The sequence below is a fragment of the Qipengyuania gaetbuli genome, assembly GCF_020524765.1.
Classification (GTDB): Bacteria; Pseudomonadota; Alphaproteobacteria; order Sphingomonadales; family Sphingomonadaceae; genus Qipengyuania; species Qipengyuania gaetbuli_A.
Window position 1 is genome coordinate 865,157 of record NZ_JAIVLR010000002.1, and the last position, 21,644, is coordinate 886,800.

Genomic DNA, 21,644 nt, shown 5'->3' on the forward strand with positions numbered 1-21,644 from the left:
GGCATCGGACCGTTCGTTTCGGCGCTAGCACCGTGGGTTTCGAACGGCAACCATATTGCGCATAAGGTCCGCGAAGCCTTAAGCTTTTGGTCCCATGTCTCCGCTCATGCAGATACTCGCGCCGATACTGCTGACCCTTGCTTCTCTGGCCGGGGCGATCGGGCTTGCATGGCAGTCGGGCCTCGCAGGACCGGAGCCGGGTATCGTGCTGCGTGCCAGCCTCCCGCAGCAGACAGTCCGTGCCGAATTGCCGCAGGTTCGGGGAGCCGATTCGCTCCCGCTCATCGTCATCGACCCGGGGCACGGGGGCTTCGATCCGGGCGCGTCCGCATCGGGATACCGGGAGAAGACGCTGGTCCTCGGCCTGGCGCGCGCACTGCGCGACGAGATCGAATCGCGCAAGATCGCACGGGTCGCCCTGACGCGGGACGACGATCGCTACCTGCTGCATTCGGAACGCTTCGAAATGGCCCGTCGCCTCGGCGCCGACCTGTTCCTTTCCATCCATGCCGACAGCGCGGGCGATGCTGGCGAGGTAGAAGGCGCCAGTATCTACACCCTGTCCGACCGCGCATCGAGCGCTGCAGCTGCGCGGTTCGCCGCCCGGGAGAACGCGTCCGACCGCCTTAACGGTGTCGATCTGGGCGTGACCAGCGACACGGTCAGCGACATCCTTGTGGAGCTGTCGCAGCGCCGGACGCAGGCGCAGTCCGACGAGTTTGCGCGCCTCATCCAGCGGGCGGGCGAGGGTGTGATCACTTTCCACCCGCAACCTCGTCACGCTGCTGACCTCAAAGTCCTGCGGGCGCCGGACATACCGTCCGTCCTGTTCGAAAGCGGCTACATCACGAACGAGGAAGATGCGCGCCGTCTTGCTTCGGCCGAGGGCCGGCAACGTTTCGCGCAGGTCATGAGCCGCGCGATCGCACTCTATTTCGCCCGCCGGGAGGAAAGCTGAGGCCATCCGGCTAGTTGTTGTGGCGCGCGCCGGAAATCGCGTGCTAAAGGCCCCGCCAGACTATGTTCGACAAGACTTTCCTCGAGTACGCCCGCGGTCGCCTGACCGGCGATCCGGTGCGCTTTGCAGACTGGATGCGCGAGAACTGGCATCACAACCAGCGCCTGCGCGTCCTGACCTATCTCATCGGTATCGCGGTCATGCTGCTGGTCCTCCTATGGGCTTCGCTGGCGCGCAACCTGCCCGATGCGGAAAGCCTGCTGGATTACGAAACGCCGCTGCCGACGGTGGTTCGCGGCGTCGACGGGGAGATCGTCCATTCCTACGCCCGCGAGCGGCGCGTCCAGCTGCAATATATCGACTTCCCGCAGCAGATGATCGAGGCGTTCCTTTCGGCCGAGGACAAGACCTTCTTCAGCCATAGCGGCGTCGACTTTACCGGCACCCTGAATGCGGTGTTCGACTACGCCACGAAATACGGTTCGGGCGAGCGTGCGGTGGGTGGTTCGACCATCACCCAGCAGGTCGCCAAGAACCTGCTGCTCGGGGATGAATACTCGGTCACGCGCAAGCTGAAGGAGATGATCCTCGCCCAGCGCATCGAACAGGTTCTGACCAAGCAGGAAATTCTCGAGCTCTACCTCAACGAAATCCCGCTCGGTCGCCGCAGCTTCGGTGTGCAGGCCGCAGCGCGTGCATATTTCGACAAGGATGTGGATCAGCTCGAACTGCACGAGACTGCCTTCCTTGCAATCCTGCCCAAGGCGCCCGAGCGCTATGGCCGCGAGCGATTCCGCGACATGGCGGTCGCCCGCCGCAATTTCGTACTCGACCAAATGGTCGCGAACGATTTCGTGTCTGCCGCCGAAGCCGCACAGGCCAAGGCGCAGCCGCTCGGCCTCGTCCAGCAGCGCAGCGAACGTTCGGCCGATGCAGGCTACTTCCTCGAAGAAGTACGGCGCCAGTTGATCGACCAGTTCGGCGAAACGGCGGAAGATGGCGGCAACAGCGTCTATGCCGGCGGCCTGTGGGTTCGCACCTCGCTCGACGTCGAGTTGCAGGATGCTGCGCGCGATGCGCTGCGCGCCCAGCTGCTGAGCTATCATGGCAACCGCGGCTACACCGGTCCGGTTGCGACGCTTAATCCCGACAATGGCGACCTTCACGGCCAGCTGGCCTCGTCCAACCTGTCCACCAATTACCGCAACTGGCGGATCGGCGTGGTGACGGAAGGCGGCAGTTCGCCCAAGCTCGGCCTGACCGATGGGAAGGATTACCCCCTGGCCGGTGCGCCGAACACGCTCCGTGTAGGCGATGTAGTGGCGGCCGAGCCCTCGGGCTCCGGCTACCGTCTGCGGGCGATACCCGAGGTATCGGGCGCGTTCCTCGCGGAGGACCCGCAGACCGGCCGTATCCTCGCGATGCAGGGCGGTTTCGACAGCCGTTTGGGTAGCTTCAACCGTGCGACGCAGGCGCTGCGCCAGCCGGGCTCGACCATTAAGCCATTCGTCTATGCGGCCGCGCTCGACAACGGCATGACTCCGGCGACCATGGTGCCCGACCAGACCTTCTGCGTCTGGCAGGGCGCAAACCTTGGCGAAAAATGCTTCCGCAACTTTGGCGGAGGAGGTGGCGGCGAGCATACGCTCCGCTGGGGCCTGGAACAGAGCCGCAACCTCATGACGGTCCACATCGCCGACGACACGGGCATGCAGAATGTCGTGCAGACGATCAAGCGGCTCGGTATCGGCGATTACGAACCGTACTATTCCTTCGCGCTGGGCGCGGGCGACACCACTGTCGTCAACATGGTCAACGCCTATGCGGCGCTCGCCAACTGGGGCCGGATGAATCCCGGGACGGTCATCGATTTCGTCCAGGATCGCCGCGGCAAGGTCATCTACCGGTCCGACAAGCGTGAATGCACGGGCTGCAACATGGACGAATGGGATGGCCAGCCCATGCCGCGGTTCGAGCCTTCCGGTAAGCAGGTGCTCGACCCGCGCACGGCCTTCCAGATGGTGCATATGCTCCAGGGCGTCGTGACGCGTGGTACGGCAGTGCGCCTGCGCAGCCTCGAATTGCCGATGTTCGGCAAGACCGGTACGACCAACGGCCCCACCAATGCGTGGTTCGTCGGCGGGACGCCCGACATCGTGGCGGGGATGTATGTCGGTTTCGACCAGCCCCGCAATCTTGGCGGGTGGGTGCAGGGCGGCAATACGGCTGCGCCGATCATGCAGCGTTTCGTCCAGGAGACGAAAGAACGCTGGACCGCACAGGACTTCATCGCGCCTCCCGGCATCCGCATGGTCAAGATCGACCGCCGCACCGGCAAGCGCGTGTTCGAAGGAACACCTTCCAACGAGCCGACTGCGGCCGTGATCTGGGAAGCCTTCAAGCCAGACACCGAACCGCCGCGTTCGACGAGGTCCGACGAATTGGCCGCCCAGCGCGCCGAGATCCTGGAGCTGATCCGCCGGGCCCGCGAAGGGGTCCGCGCGAATACCAGCCAGACCTCGACCGTGCGCGAGGAAGGGCCCGGCGACTTCGTCGAGGAAAACGAGGGCATCTACTAGCGAGCCCCGCTTCTGCGCCGCTGCAACTTTACAATCCCGGTCCGCTCGTTAGGTGGACCGGGCAAGAGACAACGAGGAATTGTGACCATGCGTGCCGAAGGGCAGGCCCAAATCGACCGTATCGAAGCCGCTCTGGCGCTGGTCCGCCAGTCGCTCGACTGGGACCGTGCGTTGCGCCGGCTCGACGAGCTGGACGCACGCGTGCAGGATCCCAAGCTGTGGGACGACCCCAAGCAGGCGCAGGCGATCACGCAGGAGCAGAAGCGCCTAGAAACCGCGATCAATACGGTGCGCGAGATCGAAAGCGAGATGGCAGACGCCATCGAGTTCGTCGAAATGGGCGAAGCGGAAGGCGACGACGAAGTCACCCGCGAAGGCCTGGAAACCCTGGCAATGCTTGCCGACCGTGCAGACCGCGACAAGGTGCAGGCGCTGCTTTCGGGCGAGGCTGACGGGAACGACACCTATGTCGAAATCCACGCAGGGGCCGGCGGCACCGAAAGCCAGGACTGGGCGGAAATGCTCTTCCGCATGTATGCCCGCTGGGCCGAACGTCGTGGTTTCAAGGTCGAGACTGTCGAATACCAGTCGGGCGATCAGGCAGGCATCAAGTCGGCGACACTGCTGCTCAAGGGCGAGAACGCCTATGGCTACGCCAAGACCGAAAGCGGCGTGCACCGTCTCGTGCGGATCAGCCCGTACGACAGTTCGGCCCGTCGCCACACCAGCTTCAGCTCTGTTTGGGTCTACCCGGTCATCGACGACGATATCGATATCGAAATCAACCCGGCCGACCTCAAGATCGATACCTACCGAGCGTCGGGCGCAGGTGGCCAGCACGTCAACACGACCGATTCCGCGGTCCGCATTACCCACCAGCCGACCGGCATCGTGGTGGCGAGCCAGAACGATCGCAGCCAGCACAAGAACAAGGCCACGGCCATGAACATGCTCAAGGCCCGCCTGTTCGAGCGCGAAATGGCCGAGCGTGAAGCGGCCGCGTCGGGTGAATACCAGGAAAAGAGCGAGATCGGCTGGGGGCACCAGATCCGCAGCTATGTCCTGCAGCCCTACCAGATGGTCAAGGACCTGCGTACGGGTGTTACCTCGCCGACGCCCGACGACGTGCTCGACGGAGCGCTCGATCCGTTCATATCGGCGGCGCTTGCCCAGCGCGTGACCGGCGAGACGGTCGAGGTGGAGGACACCGAGTGAGGCTGGGCCTCGCCCTTGTCCCCTGTCTTGCCGCGCTTGCAGGATGCGATGCGCTTGGGGGCGGGAGCGGGGAAGGTACCGTTTTCCCGGCACCCGACCGCCCGGTATCGGAAGTTATCTCCTACCAGTTCTCGACCGAGGACGCGCGCGACAGCCGCGGCGAAGCGCAGAAGGTCATGGACCTCGCCGAACTCGAAGCTGGCATGACCGTGGCGGATATCGGCGCTGGGAGCGGGTATTACACCGTGCGACTGGCGCCGCGGGTCGGCGACGGCGGTCGTGTTCTGGCTCAGGACATTGATCCCGAAGCCCTGCAGTTGCTGGCCCGGCGCGTCGAGCGCCAGCGGCTCGACAATGTCTCGATCAGGCTGGGCGAACCGGCCGATCCCAAGCTGCCTGCAGACAGCTTCGACCGGATCTTCATGGTCCACATGTATCACGAGATCCAGCAGCCCTACGAGTTCCTGTGGAATATGTGGCCCGCGCTTCGCGAAGGTGGCCAAGTCATTGTCGTGGATGTCGATCGCCCGACCGACCAGCACGGTATCGATCCGCTGCTGCTGTCGTGCGAATTCCGCCGCGTCGGATACGAACTGGTGGCTTTCAAGGATGCCCCCGAGCTGTCGGGGTACTATGCACAGTTCAAGGCAGCGGCTAACAGGCCTGAGCCGAGCGAAATCAAGCCCTGTAGAGTGGACGACGTCAACGGGGACTAGACGGTTAGAGTACGCTTTGGCGTAGAGAGAGGATTACATGAGTTTCAAGGGTTTGAGCCCCATTCTTTATGGTGGACGCGAAGTCTGGCCGCTGGTCGAAGGCGGCAAGGGCGTTTCCGCGACCAACCACGCCAGTTCCGGGGCATGGGCTGCTGCAGGGGGCATCGGGACGGTCAGCGCCGTCAATGCGGACAGCTATGACGAGGATGGAAACCCCATTCCGCAGGTTTACCCGCAGGCAACCCGCAAGGAGCGTTTCGAACAACTTGTGCGCTACGGGATCGACGGCGCCACCGAACAGGTCCGGCGCGCCCACGAAATCTCGGGCGGCAAGGGTGCGATCAACATCAATGTGCTTTGGGAAATGGGCGGCGCGCAGCAGATTCTCGAAGGCGTACTGGAGAACTGCAAGGGCCTGATCACGGGCGTCACCTGCGGCGCAGGTATGCCCTACAAGCTGGCCGAGATCGCGGCCCGCTTCAACGTTCACTACCTCCCCATTGTCAGCTCGGCCCGCGCATTTCGCGCCCTGTGGAAGCGCAGCTACTCCAAGGTGCCCGAACTGATGGCCGCTGTGGTCTATGAAGACCCCTGGCTAGCCGGCGGTCACAATGGCCTCTCGAACGCAGAAGACCCGACCAAGCCGGAAGATCCCTATCCGCGCGTCAAGGCGCTGCGCGAAACCATGCGTGCGGAAGGCGTATCGGAAGACACCGCGATCGTCATGGCGGGCGGCGTCTGGTTCCTGCGCGAATGGAACGACTGGATCGACAATCCCGAACTCGGCAAGATCGCCTTCCAGTTCGGCACCCGCCCGCTGCTGACGCATGAAAGCCCGATCCCGCAGGTCTGGAAGGACATGCTCCGGACGGTCGAGCCGGGCGACGTGCTGCTGCACAAGTTCAGCCCGACCGGCTTTTATTCCTCCGCGGTAAAGACGCCGTTCCTCTATGATCTGATGCATCGCTCGGAGCGCCAGATCCCGATCTTCAAGCGCGACGAGGAAGAAGGCACCGTTCCCTTGGCCGACCACGGCAAGGCCAAGTACTTCTTCGTGCACCCGGGCGACCAGCGCAAGGCGCAGGCGTGGATGCACGAAGGCTTTACCGAGGCGCTGAAAACTCCCGACAATACGGTCGTTTTCGTGACGCCCCAGAGTGCCGAGCAGATCAGGGCCGACCAGCAGGGCTGCATGGGCTGCCTTTCGCATTGCCAGTTCTCGAGCTGGAAGGATCACGACGACCACACGACCGGTCGTCTTGCCGACCCGCGCAGCTTCTGCATCCAGAAGACGCTGCAGGACATCGCCCATGGCGGCGATCCGGACGAGAACCTCGCCTTTGCAGGCCACGCTGCCTACCGCTTCAAGCAGGACCCGTTCTATTCGAACAATTTCACGCCGACCGTGAAGGAACTGGTCGAGCGTATCCTGACCGGCGACTGAGCAGGCCTAGCGCCAGAGCTGCATCGATCTGATCGCGTCCGGCATCGCCTTGTCGGTGTCCGGACGCGAGATTGTGCGTTCCAGGATGCGCCATTTGCGGCGCACCTTGGAGATGCGCCACACGTCCGTGAGCCAAGTTTCGCCCGACCATTCGTGATCGCCCATCATGGCGTCCATCGTCATGCGCGCGGCAAAAACCGCAATCGGTCCGTGACGGCGGACGTAGACGTCGTCGAAGCGATAGCCGGTGCAGCGAAAGCGCGTGGTCGCAGCTTCCAGCCAACTGGCGCGGTCGAGGATCGCAGGGCTCTTCGAACCGAGCAGGAATATGAAGTCGCGCCCGGCCAAGGCCTTCATCTGGTTGCGGTCGCGCTGCACCCAGCTGCGCATCCACAAGTGCTCCAACGCTTCGATCTTGGCGGCGAATTCATCCATGGGGCGAGCATTACAAGCCCGCCGCAGCAATGCAATGCGCTGTAATCGGTCGTTTATCGAAGACCGGTGAGAACCTGGTCCGGGGGACGGTGCCCGTCCGCCCACATTCGGATGTTCGCAATTACCTTCATCCCCGAATCCTCGCGGCCTTCGCGCGTCGCGCTACCGATGTGTGGCAGTGTCATGACATTGGGATGGCGAATGAGCCGTGGATCGACGTTGGGCTCGTCCGGATAGACGTCGAGCCCGGCGCCGGCGAGGTGGCCCGCTTCGAGTGCCGCGATCAAAGCTTCGTAATCCACGAGGTCGCCGCGGGCGGTGTTGATGAGGCTCGCCCCTTCTTTCATCAGGCCGATCCTGCGCGCGTCAATGATGCCGCGAGTTTCCGGTGTCGCAGGGCAGTGAAGGGTGAGGATATCGGCCTGTGCGACGAGCTCGTCGATGCTTTCCACCCAAGTCGCGCCGAACATCCGCTCGACCGCTTCGGGCAGGCGCTTGCGGTTGTGATAGAGGATTTCGAGACCGAAAGCGCGGGCACGGTGGGCGACCGCCTGGCCGATACGGCCCATCCCGAGGATGCCGAGGTACTTTCCGCCCAGCTTGCGTCCGAGCATCGCCGTCGGGGCCCAGCCCGTCCACTTGCCACTGCGGATGAGTTCCACACCTTCGCGCACCCGGCGTGGCACGCCGATGATGCCGGCCATCGTCAGGTCTGCCGTATCGTCGGTGAAGACGCCCGGCGTATTGGTGACGATGATCTTGCGGGCAGCCGCCGCTTTCAGGTCGATATGCTCTGTCCCGGCACCGAAATTGGCGATGAGGCGCAGGTCAGAGCCAGCTGCCTCGATCACCGAAGCATCGATCCGGTCGGTCACTGTGGGAACGAGGACGTCGCAATCCTGCATGGCCGCGACGATGGCGTCACGGCTCATCGGTTCGTCCGTGAGGTTGAGGTTCGCCTCGAAGAGGTCGCTCATTCGCGTTTCAACGGCTGCGGCCAGATGGCGGGTGACGGTCACCCGCGGCTTGCGGTCGAGGCGCTTCTGGGGACGGTCGGATGCGTGATCGTGATCGGTCATGTTCCGGCACCGCTACGCTTTGGTGCGGGAAACGGTCAAGCGGTGCTTGAAGCAGGTTGGGCCGCAAAGTAGACATGGCACCATGATCGCACGCCTTTCCGCCTTTCTCTTCGCCGTACTGTTGGTCTCTTCCCCCGCATCTGCACAGGATCGCGAAGTTCCTTACTGGGCGAGCATCCGGGCCAAGGAATTGAACATGCGCGTCGGGCCGAGCGAGGATTACAAGATCGCCTGGGTCTATCGCCGCAAGGGCCTTCCCGTGAAGGTCATCCGCGTGATGGAAGGGTGGCGGCTGATCGAGGATCCCGATGGTACGCAGGGTTGGGTGGTTGCCCGCCTGCTGACCGACGAACGCGGGGCGATCGTCGTGGGGAAGGGCGAAAGCGCGATCTACGCAAAGCCCGACCGGTCATCGACGGTGAAATGGCGGATCGAGCCCGGCGTGGTTGGCACGCTGGGGGATTGCGACGACAACTGGTGCGAATTCGCCGTGGACAATCGCCGCGGTTACGTCCCGCAGCAGCGTCTGTGGGGTGCAGGAGAGCCCTGAGCGTTACTGGGCCGCTTCCGAGCCTGGACGCTCCACGCGCCTGACTTTTCCGGAAGGCCCGCCAGCAAAGCAGGCTTCAGGATCGCTGCCTTCGGCATCGTAACAGATTTTACCTTCCGCCAGGCGCCAGGTTCCTGTCTCGACCGGGTTCCCGTCGCCATCGACATCCCTGTAGGTGCCGTCATTTTTCAGCGTATGGATGATGGTCCGCCCGTCTTCGAGCGTCGCTTCATAGCTGCCCGCAATGCTGGCCGGATCGGGAGCCACGGGCTCCGATGCTTCGTTCCCGCCGACCGCGTCACAAGCTGCAAGGGCGAGGGTGGCGAATACCAAGGTGGCGGCCGCAAGCCACCATCCCCGCAAATCACCACCCGTCATAGGGTCAGACCAGTTCGACTGCGACAGCCGTAGCTTCACCGCCGCCAATGCAGAGCGAAGCGACACCGCGCTTCTTGCCCTGCTTCTTGAGGGCGTTCAGCAGCGTGACGATGATGCGCGTGCCGCTGGCGCCGATGGGGTGGCCCAGAGCCGTGCCGCCGCCGTTGACGTTGATCTTCTCGTGCGGGATGCCGATATCGCGCATGGCGAACATCGCGACGCAGGCGAAGGCTTCGTTCACTTCCCACAGGTCGACGTCGTCCGCCGACCAGCCGGCCCTGTCGAGCACCTTGGTGATCGCGCCGACCGGAGCGACGGTGAATTCCGAAGGCTCCTGTGCATGAGCGGCCATGGCGATGATCTTCGCGATAGGCTGCTGGCCATTGGCGCTCGCCACGCTTTCGCGCGTGAGGACGACTGCCGCCGCACCGTCCGAAATCGACGAAGAGGTGGCCGCAGTGATCGTTCCGTCCTTCGCGAAGGCCGGGCGAAGCTGCGGGATCTTGTCGGGCTTGCCCTTGCCGGGTTGTTCGTCATGCTCGACGGTGACTTCACCGGCGCGGGTCGCGACGGTCACGGGGACGACTTCGTCGGCAAATGCACCGCTCTCGATGGCGGCATTGGCGCGGCGCAGCGATTCGATGGAATAGGCATCCATCTCTTCGCGCGTCAGCTGGTACTGGTTCGCCGTGTCCTGCGCGAAAGTGCCCATGGCGCGGCCTTCCTCGTACGCGTCTTCCAACCCGTCGAGGAACATGTGATCATAGGCTGTGTCGTGGCCGATGCGCGCGCCCGAGCGGTGCTTCTTCAGGAGATAGGGGGCATTGGTCATGCTCTCCATGCCGCCCGCGACGACATAGTCGACCGTGCCGCTGGCAAGCGCTTCTGCACCCATAATGACTGTCTGCATGCCGCTTCCGCAGACCTTGTTGACGGTCGTCGCCTGCACCGACTTGGGCAGGCCGGCCTTGATCGTCGCCTGGCGGGCGGGGGCCTGGCCGAGGCCGGCCGGAAGGACGCAGCCCATGTAGGTGCGGTCGAAGGCCTCGGGCGAAACGCCCGAACGTTCGACAGCCGCCTTGACGGCCGTGGCACCCAGGTCGGTTGCGGAAACGTCCGCGAGGGCTCCCTGCATCCCGCCCATCGGGGTGCGGGCATAGGATAGAATGACGACGGGGTCGTTTGCGCTGAACTGGGTCATGCTTGTGCTGGTCCTCTGGTTCTGGAATATCGTGCCGCAGAGATAGGCAAGGCGTCGCTGCGGCGCAACACAGACCAAGGGAGAATACGATGGCGGACGAACGGCTGGTGCGAATGGAAAAAGTCCTGCGCAAGCAGCGTGCCGCCCATCACCAGATGCGGCCCGAGCCGATGGCCCTGCGCAAGGACCGGATCGAACGCGCGAACAAACTGCTCAAGGACCATGCGGACGAACTGTGCAAGGCAATGAGCGCCGACTTCGGCAACCGTTCGCCGATGCAGTCGATGATGACCGACATCGTCGGGACCATCAATTTCGGCAAGTACTGCCTCAAGCGGATGGACGGCTGGGCCAAGGCCGACAAGCGCCACGTCCAGTTCCCGCTCGGCTTGCTCGGTGCGAAGGCGGAAGTGCGTTACGAACCGAAAGGCGTAATCGGCATTCTCAGCCCTTGGAACTTCCCCGTCAACCTGACCTTCGGCCCGTTGATGCAGGTCTTTGCAGCCGGCAACCGTGCAATGATCAAGCCGAGCGAGTTCACCGAGAAGACCAGCGACCTGATGAAAGAACTGGTCGAGAAATATTTCGCCGAAGACGAATGCGCCGTGTTCACCGGTGGTCCCGAAGTGGCCGGGGCGTTCTCCGACCTGCCGTTCGACCACCTCGTGTTCACCGGTTCGACTGCCACCGGCCGCAAGGTCATGGAAGCCGCGTCGAAGAACCTCGTGCCCGTCACGCTCGAGCTGGGCGGCAAGAGCCCCGTCTTCATGGGCGAAAGCGCGGACTTCGCAAAGGCTGGTGAGCGTATTGCCATGGGCAAGATGATGAACGCTGGCCAGATCTGCCTGGCGCCCGATTATCTCTATGTTCCCGAAAGCAAGCAGGACGAGGCGATTCACGGGGTCTGGCAGGGCACGGCCAACATGTATCCGACGCTGCTCGACAACGACGATTACGCCAGCGTCGTCACCGACCGGCATTTCGACCGCCTCCAGGGCCTTGTCGCCGATGCGCGTGAGAAGGGCGCCGAGGTGATCGAGGTCAATCCCGGCAACGAGGATTTCTCCAACACCAACAGCCGCAAGATGCCACTCACGATCCTCAAGAATGTGACCGAGGACATGAAGGCGATGCAGGAAGAGATTTTCGGTCCCGTCCTGCCGGTCAAGACCTACAGGCACATCGACGAGGCGATCGATTATGTGAACGAGCATGATCGCCCGCTCGGCCTGTATTACTTTGGCCAGGATTCGGGGGAACAGTCCAAGGTTCTCACCAAGACGATCAGCGGCGGCGTGACGGTCAACGACGTGATTTTCCACGTTTCGATGGAAGACCTGCCGTTCGGCGGTGTCGGCCCCTCGGGCATGGGCAGTTACCACGGTATCGAGGGCTTCCGCGAATTCAGCCACGCGCGGAGTGTCTACACGCAGCCCAAGATCGACGTCGCCAAGCTGGCGGGTTTCAAGCCGCCCTATGGCGACACGACGCGCAAGGCGATCGACAAGATGATGAAATAGGCTGGGGAAGGGATGCGCGAATTGCACGATTCGCGCCCTTGCACCGATACGGCTAGGGGCCTAGAGGCGCACGCAACGCGTTAAGCCCTGGGATTCATCCGTGGTCGACCTCGAACAATATCTCCCCATCCTGATCTTCCTCTTCATTGCCGTCGTGCTCTCGGCAGCCTTCGTGTTCCTGCCGATGGGCGTGGCACGGCTGACCGGTGCGCACGCGCCCAATGCCGAGAAGCTCAGCGAGTACGAATGCGGCTTCCCCGCCTTCGAAGATCCGCGCAGCCAGTTCGACGTGCGCTTCTATCTGGTCGCGATCCTGTTCCTGATCTTCGACCTCGAAGCCGCGTTCCTCTTCCCCTGGGCAGTAAGCCTTGGAGAAACCGGCTGGCCGAGCTGGATCACCATGATGGTGTTCCTCGTCGAACTGATCGTCGGCTTCGCCTACGCGTGGAAAGTCGGCGCACTGGATTGGGACTGATATGAGCCAGCAGATGACCTCCAGCCCGCTCGGGCGCGACGCGCTTGTCCAGCCGACGGCACAGCCCGGCGACATTCGCCAGCCCGACCAGGATTATTTCAACGCTCTCCAGACCGAGGTGAACGACAAGGGTTTCCTCGTCACCTCGACCGAAGACCTGTTCCAGTGGGCCCGCACCGGCTCGCTGTGGTGGATGACTTTCGGTCTTGCGTGCTGCGCTGTGGAAATGATCCACGTGAACATGCCGCGCTACGACATGGAGCGGTTCGGCGTCGCGCCGCGCGCTTCCCCGCGCCAGAGCGACGTGATGATCGTCGCCGGCACGCTGTGCAACAAGATGGCTCCGGCGCTGCGCAAGGTTTACGACCAGATGTCGGAGCCCAAGTACGTCATCTCGATGGGCAGCTGCGCCAACGGCGGCGGCTACTACCATTACAGTTACAGCGTCGTGCGCGGCTGCGATCGGATCGTTCCGGTCGACATCTATGTCCCCGGCTGTCCGCCCACTGCAGAGGCGCTGCTTTATGGCGTGATGCAGCTGCAGCGGAAGATCCGCCGCGTCGGCACGATCCAGAGGTAAGGGCGAAGACATGGCAACGCTTCATTCCGCGCCCCGCTTCACGCAGATCGACGGGCTCAAGGAAGAGATTTCGGCAGCGATCGGCGATGCCCTCGTGGAAGCACACGAGGAGCACGGCGAACTGCTGTTCCACGTGCGCCGTGACAGCGTCGAGCGCGTGCTGCGCACGCTCCGCGATGAGCATGAATACCAGCAGCTGATGGAAATCGCCGGGGTGGACTATCCCGACCGCGCAGAGCGGTTCGAGGTGGTCTACATGTTGCTGTCGGTGACCCGCAACAGCCGTATCATGGTCAAGTGCTGTGCGTCCGAAGACACGCCGGTCCCGACCGTTACGACCGTCTGGCCCAACGCCGGCTGGCTCGAGCGCGAAGTATTCGACATGTTCGGCGTGCTGTTCGACGGCAACACCGACCTGCGCCGCATCCTGACCGACTATGGTTTTGAAGGGCATCCTTTCCGCAAGGATTTCCCGCTTACCGGTTATGTGGAACTGCGTTACTCCGAAGACGAAAAGCGCGTCGTGTATGAGCCGGTCAAGCTCGCCCAGGACCTGCGCCAATTCGATTTCATGAGCCCGTGGGAAGGCGCGGATTACGTGCTGCCTGGCGATGAAAAGGCTGCCACGCCTCCGGTCAACGAGCCGAAGACGACGGAAAACCCCAAGCAGACCGGCGCAGGCGCAAAGACCGATGCGAAGGCTGCCGACAAGGTAAGCGCCGGTTCTCCTGCCGAGGAAGACGGCGGCAAAGATGCTCCGTCCCCCGAGCCGACCGAGGACCGTCCCGCCCGCGCAAAGCGTGCCGGCAAGGCTTCCGGCACCGCCAAGGCGACCGAACCGAAGAAGAAAGCCCCGGCCAAGAAGGCCGCGCCTGCGAAGAAGAAAGCGCCTGCCAAGCGCAAGCCCGCAGCAAAGAAGAAGGACGCCGAGTGATGATGCGCGTCGCCCTTACTGCCGCGATGCTCCTGGTCGCTGCCTGCTCGGGCCAGCAGTCGAGCGAGGAAAGCGCGGAAGACTTCGCCAGCCGGATCGGCAGCGACAGCACTGCTGCGCGCGACAACCCGCAGGCCGCGGCAGAAATTCCCAACACCGCGCAGGCTGTCCCGCCTGCCGGTGCCGACGTGACCGCGCTGCAGCAACTGCGCGACATCGGCGGGGTCGATCTTGGCCAGCGCGACGGCGGTTGCACCTTCATGGAAGGCAATCGCGAGATGATTATCGCCAGCGGGTCGAACGATCGCGCCCTGCCGGGCAAGGCGGTCATCCGCGTCGGTGGTGGCCTCACGGTTCTCGATGCTCCTCCCGGCGGCCTCTCGGCCATTCGGGCAGGGACGACATTCACGGGTGAAGGCGTAACGGTGCAGGTCGCTCCTGCTGCCGGCGATGCAGCCTCGCGCCCGGCCAACGTAAGCGTGACAGGGGCGGACGGAAAGTCGGCTACCTATTCCGGAAAGTGGATTTGCGCATGAGCAGTGCCTTCCAGATCGAGGAATCGCCGACAACCGGCGACGAGGTCATTACCAATTACACGATCAATTTCGGGCCCCAGCACCCTGCGGCCCACGGCGTGCTGCGCATGGTCATGGAACTCGATGGCGAGATCATCGAACGGATCGACCCGCATGTGGGCCTGCTGCACCGCGGCACCGAAAAGCTGATCGAGCACAAGACGTACCTGCAGGCGCTGCCGTATTTCGACCGCCTCGATTACTGCTCGCCGCTGGCGCAGGAATACAGCTACGTCCTCGCGATCGAGAAGCTGCTAAACGTCGAGGTGCCGGAGCGCGCGCAGTATATTCGCGTGTTGTTCGCCGAGCTGACCCGCATCTGCAACCACATGCTCAACATCGGCGCACACGTGATGGACGTCGGCGCGATGACGCCGAACCTGTGGGTATTCGAATTGCGCGAAGACTGCATGAACTTCTTCGAGCGGATGAGCGGTGCACGCATGCACCACGCTTACCTGCGCCCGGGCGGCGTCCACCAGGACGTGCCGGAAAAGCTGTTGGTCGACATCGGCGAATGGCTCGATACGCGCCTGCCCGAACTGTTCGGCGATGCGATGAGCCTCGTGCTCGACAACCGCATCTTCAAGCAGCGCAACGTCGATATCGCCGTGGTGAGCAAGGAAGACGCGCTGGCCTGGGGCTTCTCCGGCCCGATGATCCGTGCCGCCGGTATCCCGTGGGATTTGCGCAAGTCGCAGCCTTACGACGTCTATGACCGGATGGAATTTGACATTCCCGTCGGCACCAATTCGGACTGCTACGATCGCTTCGTGGTGCGCGTGAAGGAAGTTTACGAGAGCGCGAAGATCATCAAGCAGTGTCTGCGCGATATGCCGACCGGCCCGATCGCAAGCAGCGATCGCAAGGTCTCACCGCCCAAGCGCGCCGAGATGAAGCAGTCGATGGAAGCGCTGATCCACCACTTCAAGCTCTACACCGAGGGCTTCCACGTGCCCGCGGGCGAAGTCTATGTCGCCACCGAAAGCCCTAAGGGCGAATTCGGTGTCTACCTCGTCAGTGACGGCTCGAACAAACCCTACCGCTGCAAGATCCGCCCGACGGCCTTCAGCCACCTTCAAGCAATGGATTTCATGAGCAAAGGCCACATGCTGCCCGATGCCACCGCCATCCTCGGCGCAATCGACGTCGTGTTCGGGGAGTGCGACCGCTAATGGCTGACCGTACTCCCGCACCCGATACCCCCGAGCTGCGCGATCGCTGGGGCGGCTTTGAATTTACCGAAGCCTACCGCGAGAAGGCGGACCGCGCGATTGCGCGCTATCCCGAAGGGCGCCAGCGCTCTGCGGTGATGCCGCTGCTCGACCTTGCCCAGCGCCAGGTTGGCGAAGAAACGAACACGCAGGGCTGGTTGCCGCTGCCGGTGATCGAATATGTTGCCGACTATCTCGACATGCCGGTCATCCGCGTGCTCGAGGTCGCAACCTTCTACTTCATGTACAATCTGAAGCCAGTCGGCCGGTACCACGTGCAGGTCTGCGGCACGACGCCGTGCATGCTGCGCGGCTCGGACGGTTTGTTTGAGGCCTGCAAGAAGCGCGGCATGAAGAAGGGCGAAGTGTCGGAAGACGGCCTGTGGACCCTCACCGAAGTCGAATGCATGGGCAATTGCGCCACCGCGCCGATGGTCCAGATCAACGACGACAATTACGAGGATCTCACGCCCGAACGTCTCGACGCCGTGCTTGATGCGCTGGCCAAGGGCGAACAACCCAAGGCCGGCACGCAGGAGCCTGGTCGGCACACCTCGGAACCGGCCGGCGCGCTCAGCACGCTGAAGGACATGGTTTCGGAAAACCACGACTACCGGGGTGATTGGTGATGGAAAAGACGACCAATTACCGCGGTTTGGGAATGGCTTTCATGGCCATGGGCGTCAGCCTGAGTGTCTCTTTTGCCTTGACGCTCGGCCCCGCATTCATGGGCATCGGCGCTGCATTCTTCGTGCTGGGACTGGTGTTCCTGAACAAGGGCAAGGACGGGGGGCAATCCGATGGATAGCAATCTCGTCTACATCCTCGTCGCGCTGGTCCTGATCGTGATCGCGTGGAAAGTCTTCAAGGGCATCGTCAAGACGATGGTCCTCGCGGCGATCCTGATCGCCGCTGCAATCTTCGTTTTCGGAGGGTTCGCCTGATGCTTGCCGACAAGGACCGCATCTTTACCAACCTCTATGGCTTCCAGGACTGGGGCCTCAAGGCGGCGCAGCAGCGCGGCGACTGGGACGACACCAAGTCGCTCATTGGTCGTGGCCACGAGAATATCATCGAGGAAATTAAGGCATCGGGCCTGCGCGGGCGCGGCGGCGCAGGCTTCCCGACCGGCCTGAAGTGGTCGTTCATGCCGAAGGAATCGAAGGACGGTCGTCCGAGCTTCCTCGTCATCAATGCCGACGAATCCGAACCCGGTTCCTGCAAGGACCGCGAGATCATCCGCCACGATCCGCACAAGCTGATCGAAGGTGCGCTGGTCGCCGGTTACGCCATGCGGGCGAGGGCCGCCTATATCTACATCCGCGGCGAATACATCCGCGAGGCGGAAACGCTTCAGACCGCCATCGACGAGGCCTATGATGCCGGGCTCATCGGCAAGAATGCTTCGAAGTCGGGCTACGATTTCGACGTCTTCCTGCATCGCGGCGCAGGTGCCTACATCTGCGGTGAAGAAACCGCGATGATCGAGAGCCTCGAAGGCAAGAAGGGCCAGCCGCGCCTCAAGCCGCCATTCCCGGCAGGTGCCGGCCTTTATGGTTGCCCGACCACCGTCAACAACGTGGAATCGATCGCCGTCGTCCCGACCATCCTGCGCCGCGGCGCATCGTGGTTCTCCAGCTTCGGGCGCGAGAACAACAAGGGCACAAAGCTCTTCCAGATCAGCGGGCACGTGAACAAGCCCTGCGTGGTCGAGGAAGCGCTCTCGATCCCGTTCAGCGAGCTGATCGAAAAGCACTGCGGCGGCATTATCGGCGGGAAGGACAACCTCCTTGCCGTGATCCCCGGCGGTTCGTCGGTTCCGCTGGTCCCGGCCGAGCAGATCTGGGACGCACCGATGGATTTCGACGGCCTGCGCGACCTCGGTTCCGGCCTCGGCACCGCCGGCGTCATCGTGATGGACAAGTCGACCGACATTGTCCGTGCGATCAGCCGCCTCAGCTATTTCTACAAGCACGAGAGCTGCGGCCAGTGCACGCCCTGCCGCGAAGGCACGGGCTGGATGTGGCGCATGATGGAACGCCTGCGCACCGGCGATGCTGCGATCGAGGAAATCGATATGCTTCAGCAGGTTACGAAGCAGGTAGAAGGCCACACCATCTGCGCCCTGGGTGACGCGGCCGCATGGCCGATCCAGGGCCTCATCCGCCACTTCCGCCCCGAGCTCGAGCGCCGGATCAACGAACACAACGCCAAGTTTGCCGAGGCAGCCGAATAATGCCCAAGGTTACCGTAGACGGACAGGAAATCGAGGTTCCGGACGGCGCGACCGTCCTGCAGGCCTGCGAACTTGCGGGTAAGGAAATCCCGCGTTTCTGCTATCACGAGCGGCTGTCGATTGCCGGCAACTGTCGCATGTGCCTGGTCGAAGTGAAACCCGGACCGCCCAAGCCGCAGGCAAGCTGTGCGCTTCCGGCGACCGAAGGCCAGGAAATCCGCACCGACACGCCGATGGTGAAGACCGCGCGCGAAGGCGTGATGGAATTCCTGCTCATTAACCACCCGCTCGACTGTCCGATCTGCGACCAGGGCGGCGAATGCGACCTGCAGGACCAGTCGGTGGCCTACGGCCGCGGCGGCTCGCGCTATCACGAGAACAAGCGCGCCGTGACCGAAAAGTACATGGGCCCGCTGATCAAGACGGTCATGACCCGCTGCATCCACTGCACCCGCTGCGTGCGCTTCTCGGAAGAGATCGCCGGCGTGGACGAAATCGGCGCGCTCTATCGCGGCGAGGACATGCAGATCACGACTTATCTCGAGCAGGCAGCCGAACACGAACTGTCGGCCAACGTGATCGACCTGTGTCCGGTCGGTGCGCTCACCTCGCGCCCCTACGCTTTCGAAGCCCGTCCGTGGGAGCTGAAGAAGACCCTAAGCATCGACGTGTCGGACGCTGTCGGCGCGAATATCCGTCTCGACAGCCGCGGCCGCGAAGTCATGCGCGCGCTCCCGCGCATCAATGATGACGTCAACGAGGAGTGGATTTCCGACAAGGCGCGTTACCAGGTCGACGGCCTAGGCAAGCGCCGCCTCGACAAGGTCTTCATGCGCAAGCGCGGCAAGCTCCAGCCGGCAAGCTGGGACGAGGCCTTCAAGGCCATCGCCAAGCAGCTCAAGTCCGATACCTCGAGCATCGCCGCGGTTGCAGGCGACATGGTCGATTGCGAAACCATGTTCGCGGCCAAGGCGCTGCTCAAGGCCTGCGGTTCATCGCTGGTCGAAGGTCGCCAGACCGGCATGGACTATGACGTTTCCAGCCTCTCGGCCGTCAACTTCAACTCGACCTTCGCAGGTATCGAGAATGCCGATGCCGTCCTGATCGTCGGCAGCCACATCCGCTGGGAAGCGCCGCTTGTGAACGTGCGCATCCGCAAGGCGGTGAAGCGCGGCGCCAAGGTCTTCGTGGTCGGCCCGCACTGGGAAACCACCTATCCGGCCGAATTCCTCGGCAATGACCTCGGCGTGCTGAACAGCCTGCCCAAGGAAGTGTCTGAAGTCTTCTCCAAGGCAGAGCGTCCCGCGGTTATCGTAGGCGGCGCCGCGCTCAAGGGTGCGCATGGCAAGGCCCTTGCGCTCGCAAGCGAATGGGGTGCGGCCTTCAACGTCCTACACTTCAGCGCAGCCCGTATGGGCGGCCTGATGCTCGGTTTTGCGCAGAAGGGCGGCATGGCCGATCTTGCCAAGGCAGCTCCCAAGGTGCTGCTCGCGCTCGGCGCGGACGAGATGGATTTCGAACCCTTCGCCGACAGCCTCAAGGTCTACATCGGCCATCACGGCGATCGCGGTGCGCATGCAGCGGACATCATCCTGCCGGGTGCCAGCTATGCCGAGAAGGACGGGACCTACGTCAACACCGAAGGTCGCGTGCAGTTTGCCGAAAAGGCCGTCTTCGCCCCCGGCGACGCGCGTGAGGACTGGACGATCCTTCGCGCTCTTGCCGATGCCCTGAAGGTCGACGTCGGTTTCGACAGCTTCGACCAGCTCCAGTCGGCCATGATTGCGGCTGTTCCGGCGCTCGGTGAAGAGGGCCTCGCTGATTACGGCGCACTTCCCAAAGCCGATGCCAAGGCAAAGGCGGAAGGCGTCCTGTCGGCGTACCCGATCAAGGACTTCTATCTCACCAACCCGATCGCCCGCGCCAGCGAGGTCATGCAGCGCTGCTCGGCAGAACTGCTCCACGGCGGCGAACTGGCGGAGGCCGCGGAATGACCGAATTCTTCCAATCCCTCGGCATGAGCTACGAATGGGCATGGGGCGTTGCCACCCTTGCCGGTATCCTGCTCATTGCATTGCCGCTGATGCTGGCCGTCGCGATGATCATTTACGTCGACCGCAAGGTCTGGGCGGCGATCAACCTTCGCCGCGGCCCTAACGTCGTCGGCCCCTTCGGCCTGCTGCAGAGCTTTGCGGACGGCCTGAAGGTATTCCTCCAGGAAACCGTCATCCCGAGCGCGGCGAACAAGGGCATCTTCATCCTCGCCCCGATCGTCACCTTCACCGTGGCGCTGGCGGCCTGGGCGGTTATCCCGTTCAGCGCGGAAGCCGTGCTGGCGGACATCAATGTCGGCCTGCTCTACATCCTCGCGATCAGCTCTCTGTCGGTCTACGGCATCATCATGGCAGGATGGGCCTCGAACTCGAAGTACCCGTTCTTCTCGGCCATGCGCGCTTCGGCACAGATGATCAGCTATGAAGTCTCGATCGGCTTCATCCTGGTCTGCGTCGTGCTGTTTGCCGGCACTTTCAACCTCAACGATATCGTGCGCGCGCAGGAAGGCTTCGGCCTAGGGTTTATCAACGCCTATGTCGTGCATCCGCTGCTCTTCCCGATGTGGGTGCTGTTCTTCATCTCAAGCCTTGCCGAGACGCAACGCGTTCCCTTCGACCTTACCGAGGCGGAGAGCGAGCTGGTGGCCGGATACCAGACCGAATACAGCTCGATGAGCTTCGCGCTCTTCTGGCTGGGTGAATATGCGAACATCCTGCTGATGTGCATGCTCAACGCCATCCTGTTCTTCGGTGGCTGGCTGCCGCCGATCGACTGGGAGCCGCTCTACATGGTGCCCGGCATCGTGTGGATCCTGCTGAAGACGTTCTTCTTCTTCTTCATGTTCAGCTGGGTCATGGCGACCGTACCGCGTTACCGCTACGACCAGCTGATGCGCCTGGGCTGGAAGGTCTTCCTGCCGATCAGCCTGCTGTTCGTCGTCGTAATCTCCGGTTACCTCATGGCAACCGGCCACTTCGGAGCCGCCGCATGAGCGTCGCCCACCTCATCAAGTCGTTCACCCTGTGGGAGTTCGTGAAGGCGCACGCCCTCACGCTGAAGTACTTCTTCAAGCCGAAGGTGACGATCAACTACCCGTTCGAGAAGAACCCGCTGAGCCCGCGTTTTCGCGGCGAGCATGCCCTGCGTCGCTATCCCAACGGGGAGGAGCGCTGCATCGCCTGCAAGCTGTGCGAGGCGGTCTGCCCGGCGCAGGCCATCACGATCGAGGCCGAACCGCGCGAAGACGGCAGCCGTCGTACGACGCGCTACGACATCGACATGACGAAGTGCATCTACTGCGGTTTCTGCCAGGAAGCTTGTCCGGTCGATGCCATCGTCGAAGGTCCGAACTTCGAATACGCAACCGAAACCCGCGAGGAGCTGCTTTATGACAAGGCCAAGCTGCTCGCCAATGGTGACAAGTGGGAGCGGGCAATTGCCGCGAACCTTGAAGCCGACGCACCCTATCGCTAACCGCGCCGCAACCGAATCCGGGGCATC

Annotated in this window: 23 protein-coding genes; 19 read left to right on the forward strand and 4 right to left on the reverse strand. The window is 63.0% G+C overall.

The annotated features are described in order from the left end of the window. Window positions 1-94 precede the first annotated feature (94 nt). The 5 genes from LC083_RS12725 to LC083_RS12745 all read left to right on the forward strand — a co-directional run bounded on the left by LC083_RS12725 (window position 95) and on the right by LC083_RS12745 (window position 6,912). Window positions 95-958: an N-acetylmuramoyl-L-alanine amidase family protein gene (locus tag LC083_RS12725; RefSeq protein WP_226700700.1), complete on the forward strand. Its 864-nt coding sequence runs from the start codon at window positions 95-97 to the stop codon at window positions 956-958. Between the two features lie 134 nt (window positions 959-1,092). Further along, entirely contained in the window at window positions 1,093-3,537 is a 2,445-nt protein-coding gene (locus LC083_RS12730; protein WP_226700810.1) for a penicillin-binding protein 1A, read from the forward strand. A gap of 87 nt (window positions 3,538-3,624) precedes the next feature. Continuing rightward, entirely contained in the window at window positions 3,625-4,752 is a 1,128-nt protein-coding gene (prfB, locus tag LC083_RS12735; RefSeq protein ID WP_222553438.1) for a peptide chain release factor 2, read from the forward strand. Further along, the gene (locus LC083_RS12740; RefSeq protein WP_226700701.1) at window positions 4,749-5,468 is read left to right on the forward strand and encodes a class I SAM-dependent methyltransferase; all 720 of its coding nucleotides are present in this window, start codon (window positions 4,749-4,751) and stop codon (window positions 5,466-5,468) included. Before prfB ends, LC083_RS12740 begins: the two co-directional genes overlap by 4 nt. Window positions 5,469-5,505: 37 nt before the next feature. Next, a complete protein-coding gene (locus LC083_RS12745; protein WP_226700702.1) occupies window positions 5,506-6,912 on the forward strand; it encodes an NAD(P)H-dependent flavin oxidoreductase in 1,407 nt (468 codons plus the stop codon). A gap of 6 nt (window positions 6,913-6,918) precedes the next feature. Here the strand turns inward: LC083_RS12745 and LC083_RS12750 are convergent, their stop codons facing one another. Both LC083_RS12750 and LC083_RS12755 read right to left on the reverse strand, forming a co-directional pair. After that, on the reverse strand, window positions 6,919-7,347 hold the full coding sequence (locus tag LC083_RS12750; protein ID WP_226700703.1) for a nuclear transport factor 2 family protein: 429 nt from the start codon (window positions 7,345-7,347) through the stop codon (window positions 6,919-6,921). Between the two features lie 53 nt (window positions 7,348-7,400). Then, window positions 7,401-8,426, reverse strand: coding sequence for a 2-hydroxyacid dehydrogenase (locus LC083_RS12755; RefSeq protein ID WP_226700704.1), 1,026 nt, complete (start codon window positions 8,424-8,426; stop codon window positions 7,401-7,403). An 82-nt stretch (window positions 8,427-8,508) separates the two neighbouring features. Between LC083_RS12755 and LC083_RS12760 the strand changes: the two genes are divergently transcribed. After that, window positions 8,509-8,976: an SH3 domain-containing protein gene (locus tag LC083_RS12760; protein WP_226700705.1), complete on the forward strand. Its 468-nt coding sequence runs from the start codon at window positions 8,509-8,511 to the stop codon at window positions 8,974-8,976. 3 nt (window positions 8,977-8,979) lie between these two features. Here the strand turns inward: LC083_RS12760 and LC083_RS12765 are convergent, their stop codons facing one another. Then, window positions 8,980-9,354, reverse strand: a complete 375-nt coding sequence (locus LC083_RS12765) for a YgdI/YgdR family lipoprotein (protein WP_226700706.1) — start codon at window positions 9,352-9,354, stop codon at window positions 8,980-8,982. Window positions 9,355-9,358: 4 nt separating this feature from the next. Next, a complete protein-coding gene (locus LC083_RS12770) occupies window positions 9,359-10,555 on the reverse strand; it encodes a thiolase family protein (RefSeq protein WP_226700707.1) in 1,197 nt (398 codons plus the stop codon). Window positions 10,556-10,644: 89 nt separating this feature from the next. Here LC083_RS12770 and LC083_RS12775 point away from each other — a divergent pair, with 89 nt between their 5' ends. From LC083_RS12775 to nuoI, 13 genes are all read left to right on the forward strand, one after another. Then, on the forward strand, window positions 10,645-12,075 hold the full coding sequence (locus LC083_RS12775; RefSeq protein ID WP_226700708.1) for a coniferyl aldehyde dehydrogenase: 1,431 nt from the start codon (window positions 10,645-10,647) through the stop codon (window positions 12,073-12,075). 100 nt (window positions 12,076-12,175) lie between these two features. Beyond that, the gene (gene ndhC / locus LC083_RS12780; protein WP_160607027.1) at window positions 12,176-12,550 is read left to right on the forward strand and encodes an NADH-quinone oxidoreductase subunit A; all 375 of its coding nucleotides are present in this window, start codon (window positions 12,176-12,178) and stop codon (window positions 12,548-12,550) included. Between the two features lie 13 nt (window positions 12,551-12,563). Beyond that, window positions 12,564-13,130 (forward strand): NuoB/complex I 20 kDa subunit family protein, encoded by a 567-nt coding sequence (locus tag LC083_RS12785; RefSeq protein ID WP_199800490.1) that lies wholly within the window; start codon window positions 12,564-12,566, stop codon window positions 13,128-13,130. Between the two features lie 10 nt (window positions 13,131-13,140). Next, window positions 13,141-14,064: an NADH-quinone oxidoreductase subunit C gene (locus LC083_RS12790; protein ID WP_226700709.1), complete on the forward strand. Its 924-nt coding sequence runs from the start codon at window positions 13,141-13,143 to the stop codon at window positions 14,062-14,064. After that, window positions 14,064-14,600, forward strand: coding sequence for a hypothetical protein (locus tag LC083_RS12795; protein WP_226700710.1), 537 nt, complete (start codon window positions 14,064-14,066; stop codon window positions 14,598-14,600). Before LC083_RS12790 ends, LC083_RS12795 begins: the two co-directional genes overlap by 1 nt. After that, window positions 14,597-15,814, forward strand: a complete 1,218-nt coding sequence (locus tag LC083_RS12800) for an NADH-quinone oxidoreductase subunit D (RefSeq protein WP_224832560.1) — start codon at window positions 14,597-14,599, stop codon at window positions 15,812-15,814. The genes LC083_RS12795 and LC083_RS12800 overlap by 4 nt, the downstream gene beginning before the upstream one ends. Further along, window positions 15,814-16,482 carry a complex I 24 kDa subunit family protein gene (locus tag LC083_RS12805; protein ID WP_226700711.1) on the forward strand — a complete coding sequence of 223 codons (669 nt, stop codon included), beginning with the start codon at window positions 15,814-15,816 and terminating at the stop codon, window positions 16,480-16,482. Before LC083_RS12800 ends, LC083_RS12805 begins: the two co-directional genes overlap by 1 nt. Further along, window positions 16,482-16,661, forward strand: coding sequence for a hypothetical protein (locus tag LC083_RS12810; protein ID WP_199800422.1), 180 nt, complete (start codon window positions 16,482-16,484; stop codon window positions 16,659-16,661). The genes LC083_RS12805 and LC083_RS12810 overlap by 1 nt, the downstream gene beginning before the upstream one ends. Continuing rightward, the gene (locus LC083_RS12815; RefSeq protein ID WP_224832563.1) at window positions 16,654-16,797 is read left to right on the forward strand and encodes a hypothetical protein; all 144 of its coding nucleotides are present in this window, start codon (window positions 16,654-16,656) and stop codon (window positions 16,795-16,797) included. Before LC083_RS12810 ends, LC083_RS12815 begins: the two co-directional genes overlap by 8 nt. Then, the gene (gene nuoF, locus LC083_RS12820; RefSeq protein WP_226700712.1) at window positions 16,797-18,089 is read left to right on the forward strand and encodes an NADH-quinone oxidoreductase subunit NuoF; all 1,293 of its coding nucleotides are present in this window, start codon (window positions 16,797-16,799) and stop codon (window positions 18,087-18,089) included. The genes LC083_RS12815 and nuoF overlap by 1 nt, the downstream gene beginning before the upstream one ends. Then, window positions 18,089-20,083 (forward strand): NADH-quinone oxidoreductase subunit NuoG, encoded by a 1,995-nt coding sequence (gene nuoG, locus LC083_RS12825; RefSeq protein WP_226700713.1) that lies wholly within the window; start codon window positions 18,089-18,091, stop codon window positions 20,081-20,083. Before nuoF ends, nuoG begins: the two co-directional genes overlap by 1 nt. Continuing rightward, window positions 20,080-21,135 (forward strand): NADH-quinone oxidoreductase subunit NuoH, encoded by a 1,056-nt coding sequence (gene nuoH / locus LC083_RS12830; RefSeq protein WP_226700714.1) that lies wholly within the window; start codon window positions 20,080-20,082, stop codon window positions 21,133-21,135. Before nuoG ends, nuoH begins: the two co-directional genes overlap by 4 nt. Then, window positions 21,132-21,617: an NADH-quinone oxidoreductase subunit NuoI gene (gene nuoI, locus LC083_RS12835; protein WP_160607036.1), complete on the forward strand. Its 486-nt coding sequence runs from the start codon at window positions 21,132-21,134 to the stop codon at window positions 21,615-21,617. Before nuoH ends, nuoI begins: the two co-directional genes overlap by 4 nt. Window positions 21,618-21,644 lie beyond the last annotated feature (27 nt).

Coding starts and splice junctions, on each gene's coding strand:
- LC083_RS12725 (WP_226700700.1), top strand. CDS start 95: ATGTCTCCGCTCATGCAGATACTCGCGCCGATACTGCTGACCCTTGCT.
- LC083_RS12730 (WP_226700810.1), top strand. CDS start 1,093: ATGCGCGAGAACTGGCATCACAACCAGCGCCTGCGCGTCCTGACCTAT.
- prfB (WP_222553438.1), top strand. CDS start 3,625: ATGCGTGCCGAAGGGCAGGCCCAAATCGACCGTATCGAAGCCGCTCTG.
- LC083_RS12745 (WP_226700702.1), top strand. CDS start 5,506: ATGAGTTTCAAGGGTTTGAGCCCCATTCTTTATGGTGGACGCGAAGTC.
- LC083_RS12750 (WP_226700703.1), bottom strand. CDS start 7,347: ATGGATGAATTCGCCGCCAAGATCGAAGCGTTGGAGCACTTGTGGATG.
- LC083_RS12755 (WP_226700704.1), bottom strand. CDS start 8,426: ATGACCGATCACGATCACGCATCCGACCGTCCCCAGAAGCGCCTCGAC.
- LC083_RS12760 (WP_226700705.1), top strand. CDS start 8,509: ATGATCGCACGCCTTTCCGCCTTTCTCTTCGCCGTACTGTTGGTCTCT.
- LC083_RS12765 (WP_226700706.1), bottom strand. CDS start 9,354: ATGACGGGTGGTGATTTGCGGGGATGGTGGCTTGCGGCCGCCACCTTG.
- LC083_RS12770 (WP_226700707.1), bottom strand. CDS start 10,555: ATGACCCAGTTCAGCGCAAACGACCCCGTCGTCATTCTATCCTATGCC.
- LC083_RS12775 (WP_226700708.1), top strand. CDS start 10,645: ATGGCGGACGAACGGCTGGTGCGAATGGAAAAAGTCCTGCGCAAGCAG.
- LC083_RS12785 (WP_199800490.1), top strand. CDS start 12,564: ATGACCTCCAGCCCGCTCGGGCGCGACGCGCTTGTCCAGCCGACGGCA.
- LC083_RS12790 (WP_226700709.1), top strand. CDS start 13,141: ATGGCAACGCTTCATTCCGCGCCCCGCTTCACGCAGATCGACGGGCTC.
- LC083_RS12795 (WP_226700710.1), top strand. CDS start 14,064: ATGATGCGCGTCGCCCTTACTGCCGCGATGCTCCTGGTCGCTGCCTGC.
- LC083_RS12800 (WP_224832560.1), top strand. CDS start 14,597: ATGAGCAGTGCCTTCCAGATCGAGGAATCGCCGACAACCGGCGACGAG.
- LC083_RS12805 (WP_226700711.1), top strand. CDS start 15,814: ATGGCTGACCGTACTCCCGCACCCGATACCCCCGAGCTGCGCGATCGC.
- LC083_RS12810 (WP_199800422.1), top strand. CDS start 16,482: ATGGAAAAGACGACCAATTACCGCGGTTTGGGAATGGCTTTCATGGCC.
- LC083_RS12815 (WP_224832563.1), top strand. CDS start 16,654: ATGGATAGCAATCTCGTCTACATCCTCGTCGCGCTGGTCCTGATCGTG.
- nuoF (WP_226700712.1), top strand. CDS start 16,797: ATGCTTGCCGACAAGGACCGCATCTTTACCAACCTCTATGGCTTCCAG.
- nuoG (WP_226700713.1), top strand. CDS start 18,089: ATGCCCAAGGTTACCGTAGACGGACAGGAAATCGAGGTTCCGGACGGC.
- nuoH (WP_226700714.1), top strand. CDS start 20,080: ATGACCGAATTCTTCCAATCCCTCGGCATGAGCTACGAATGGGCATGG.
- nuoI (WP_160607036.1), top strand. CDS start 21,132: ATGAGCGTCGCCCACCTCATCAAGTCGTTCACCCTGTGGGAGTTCGTG.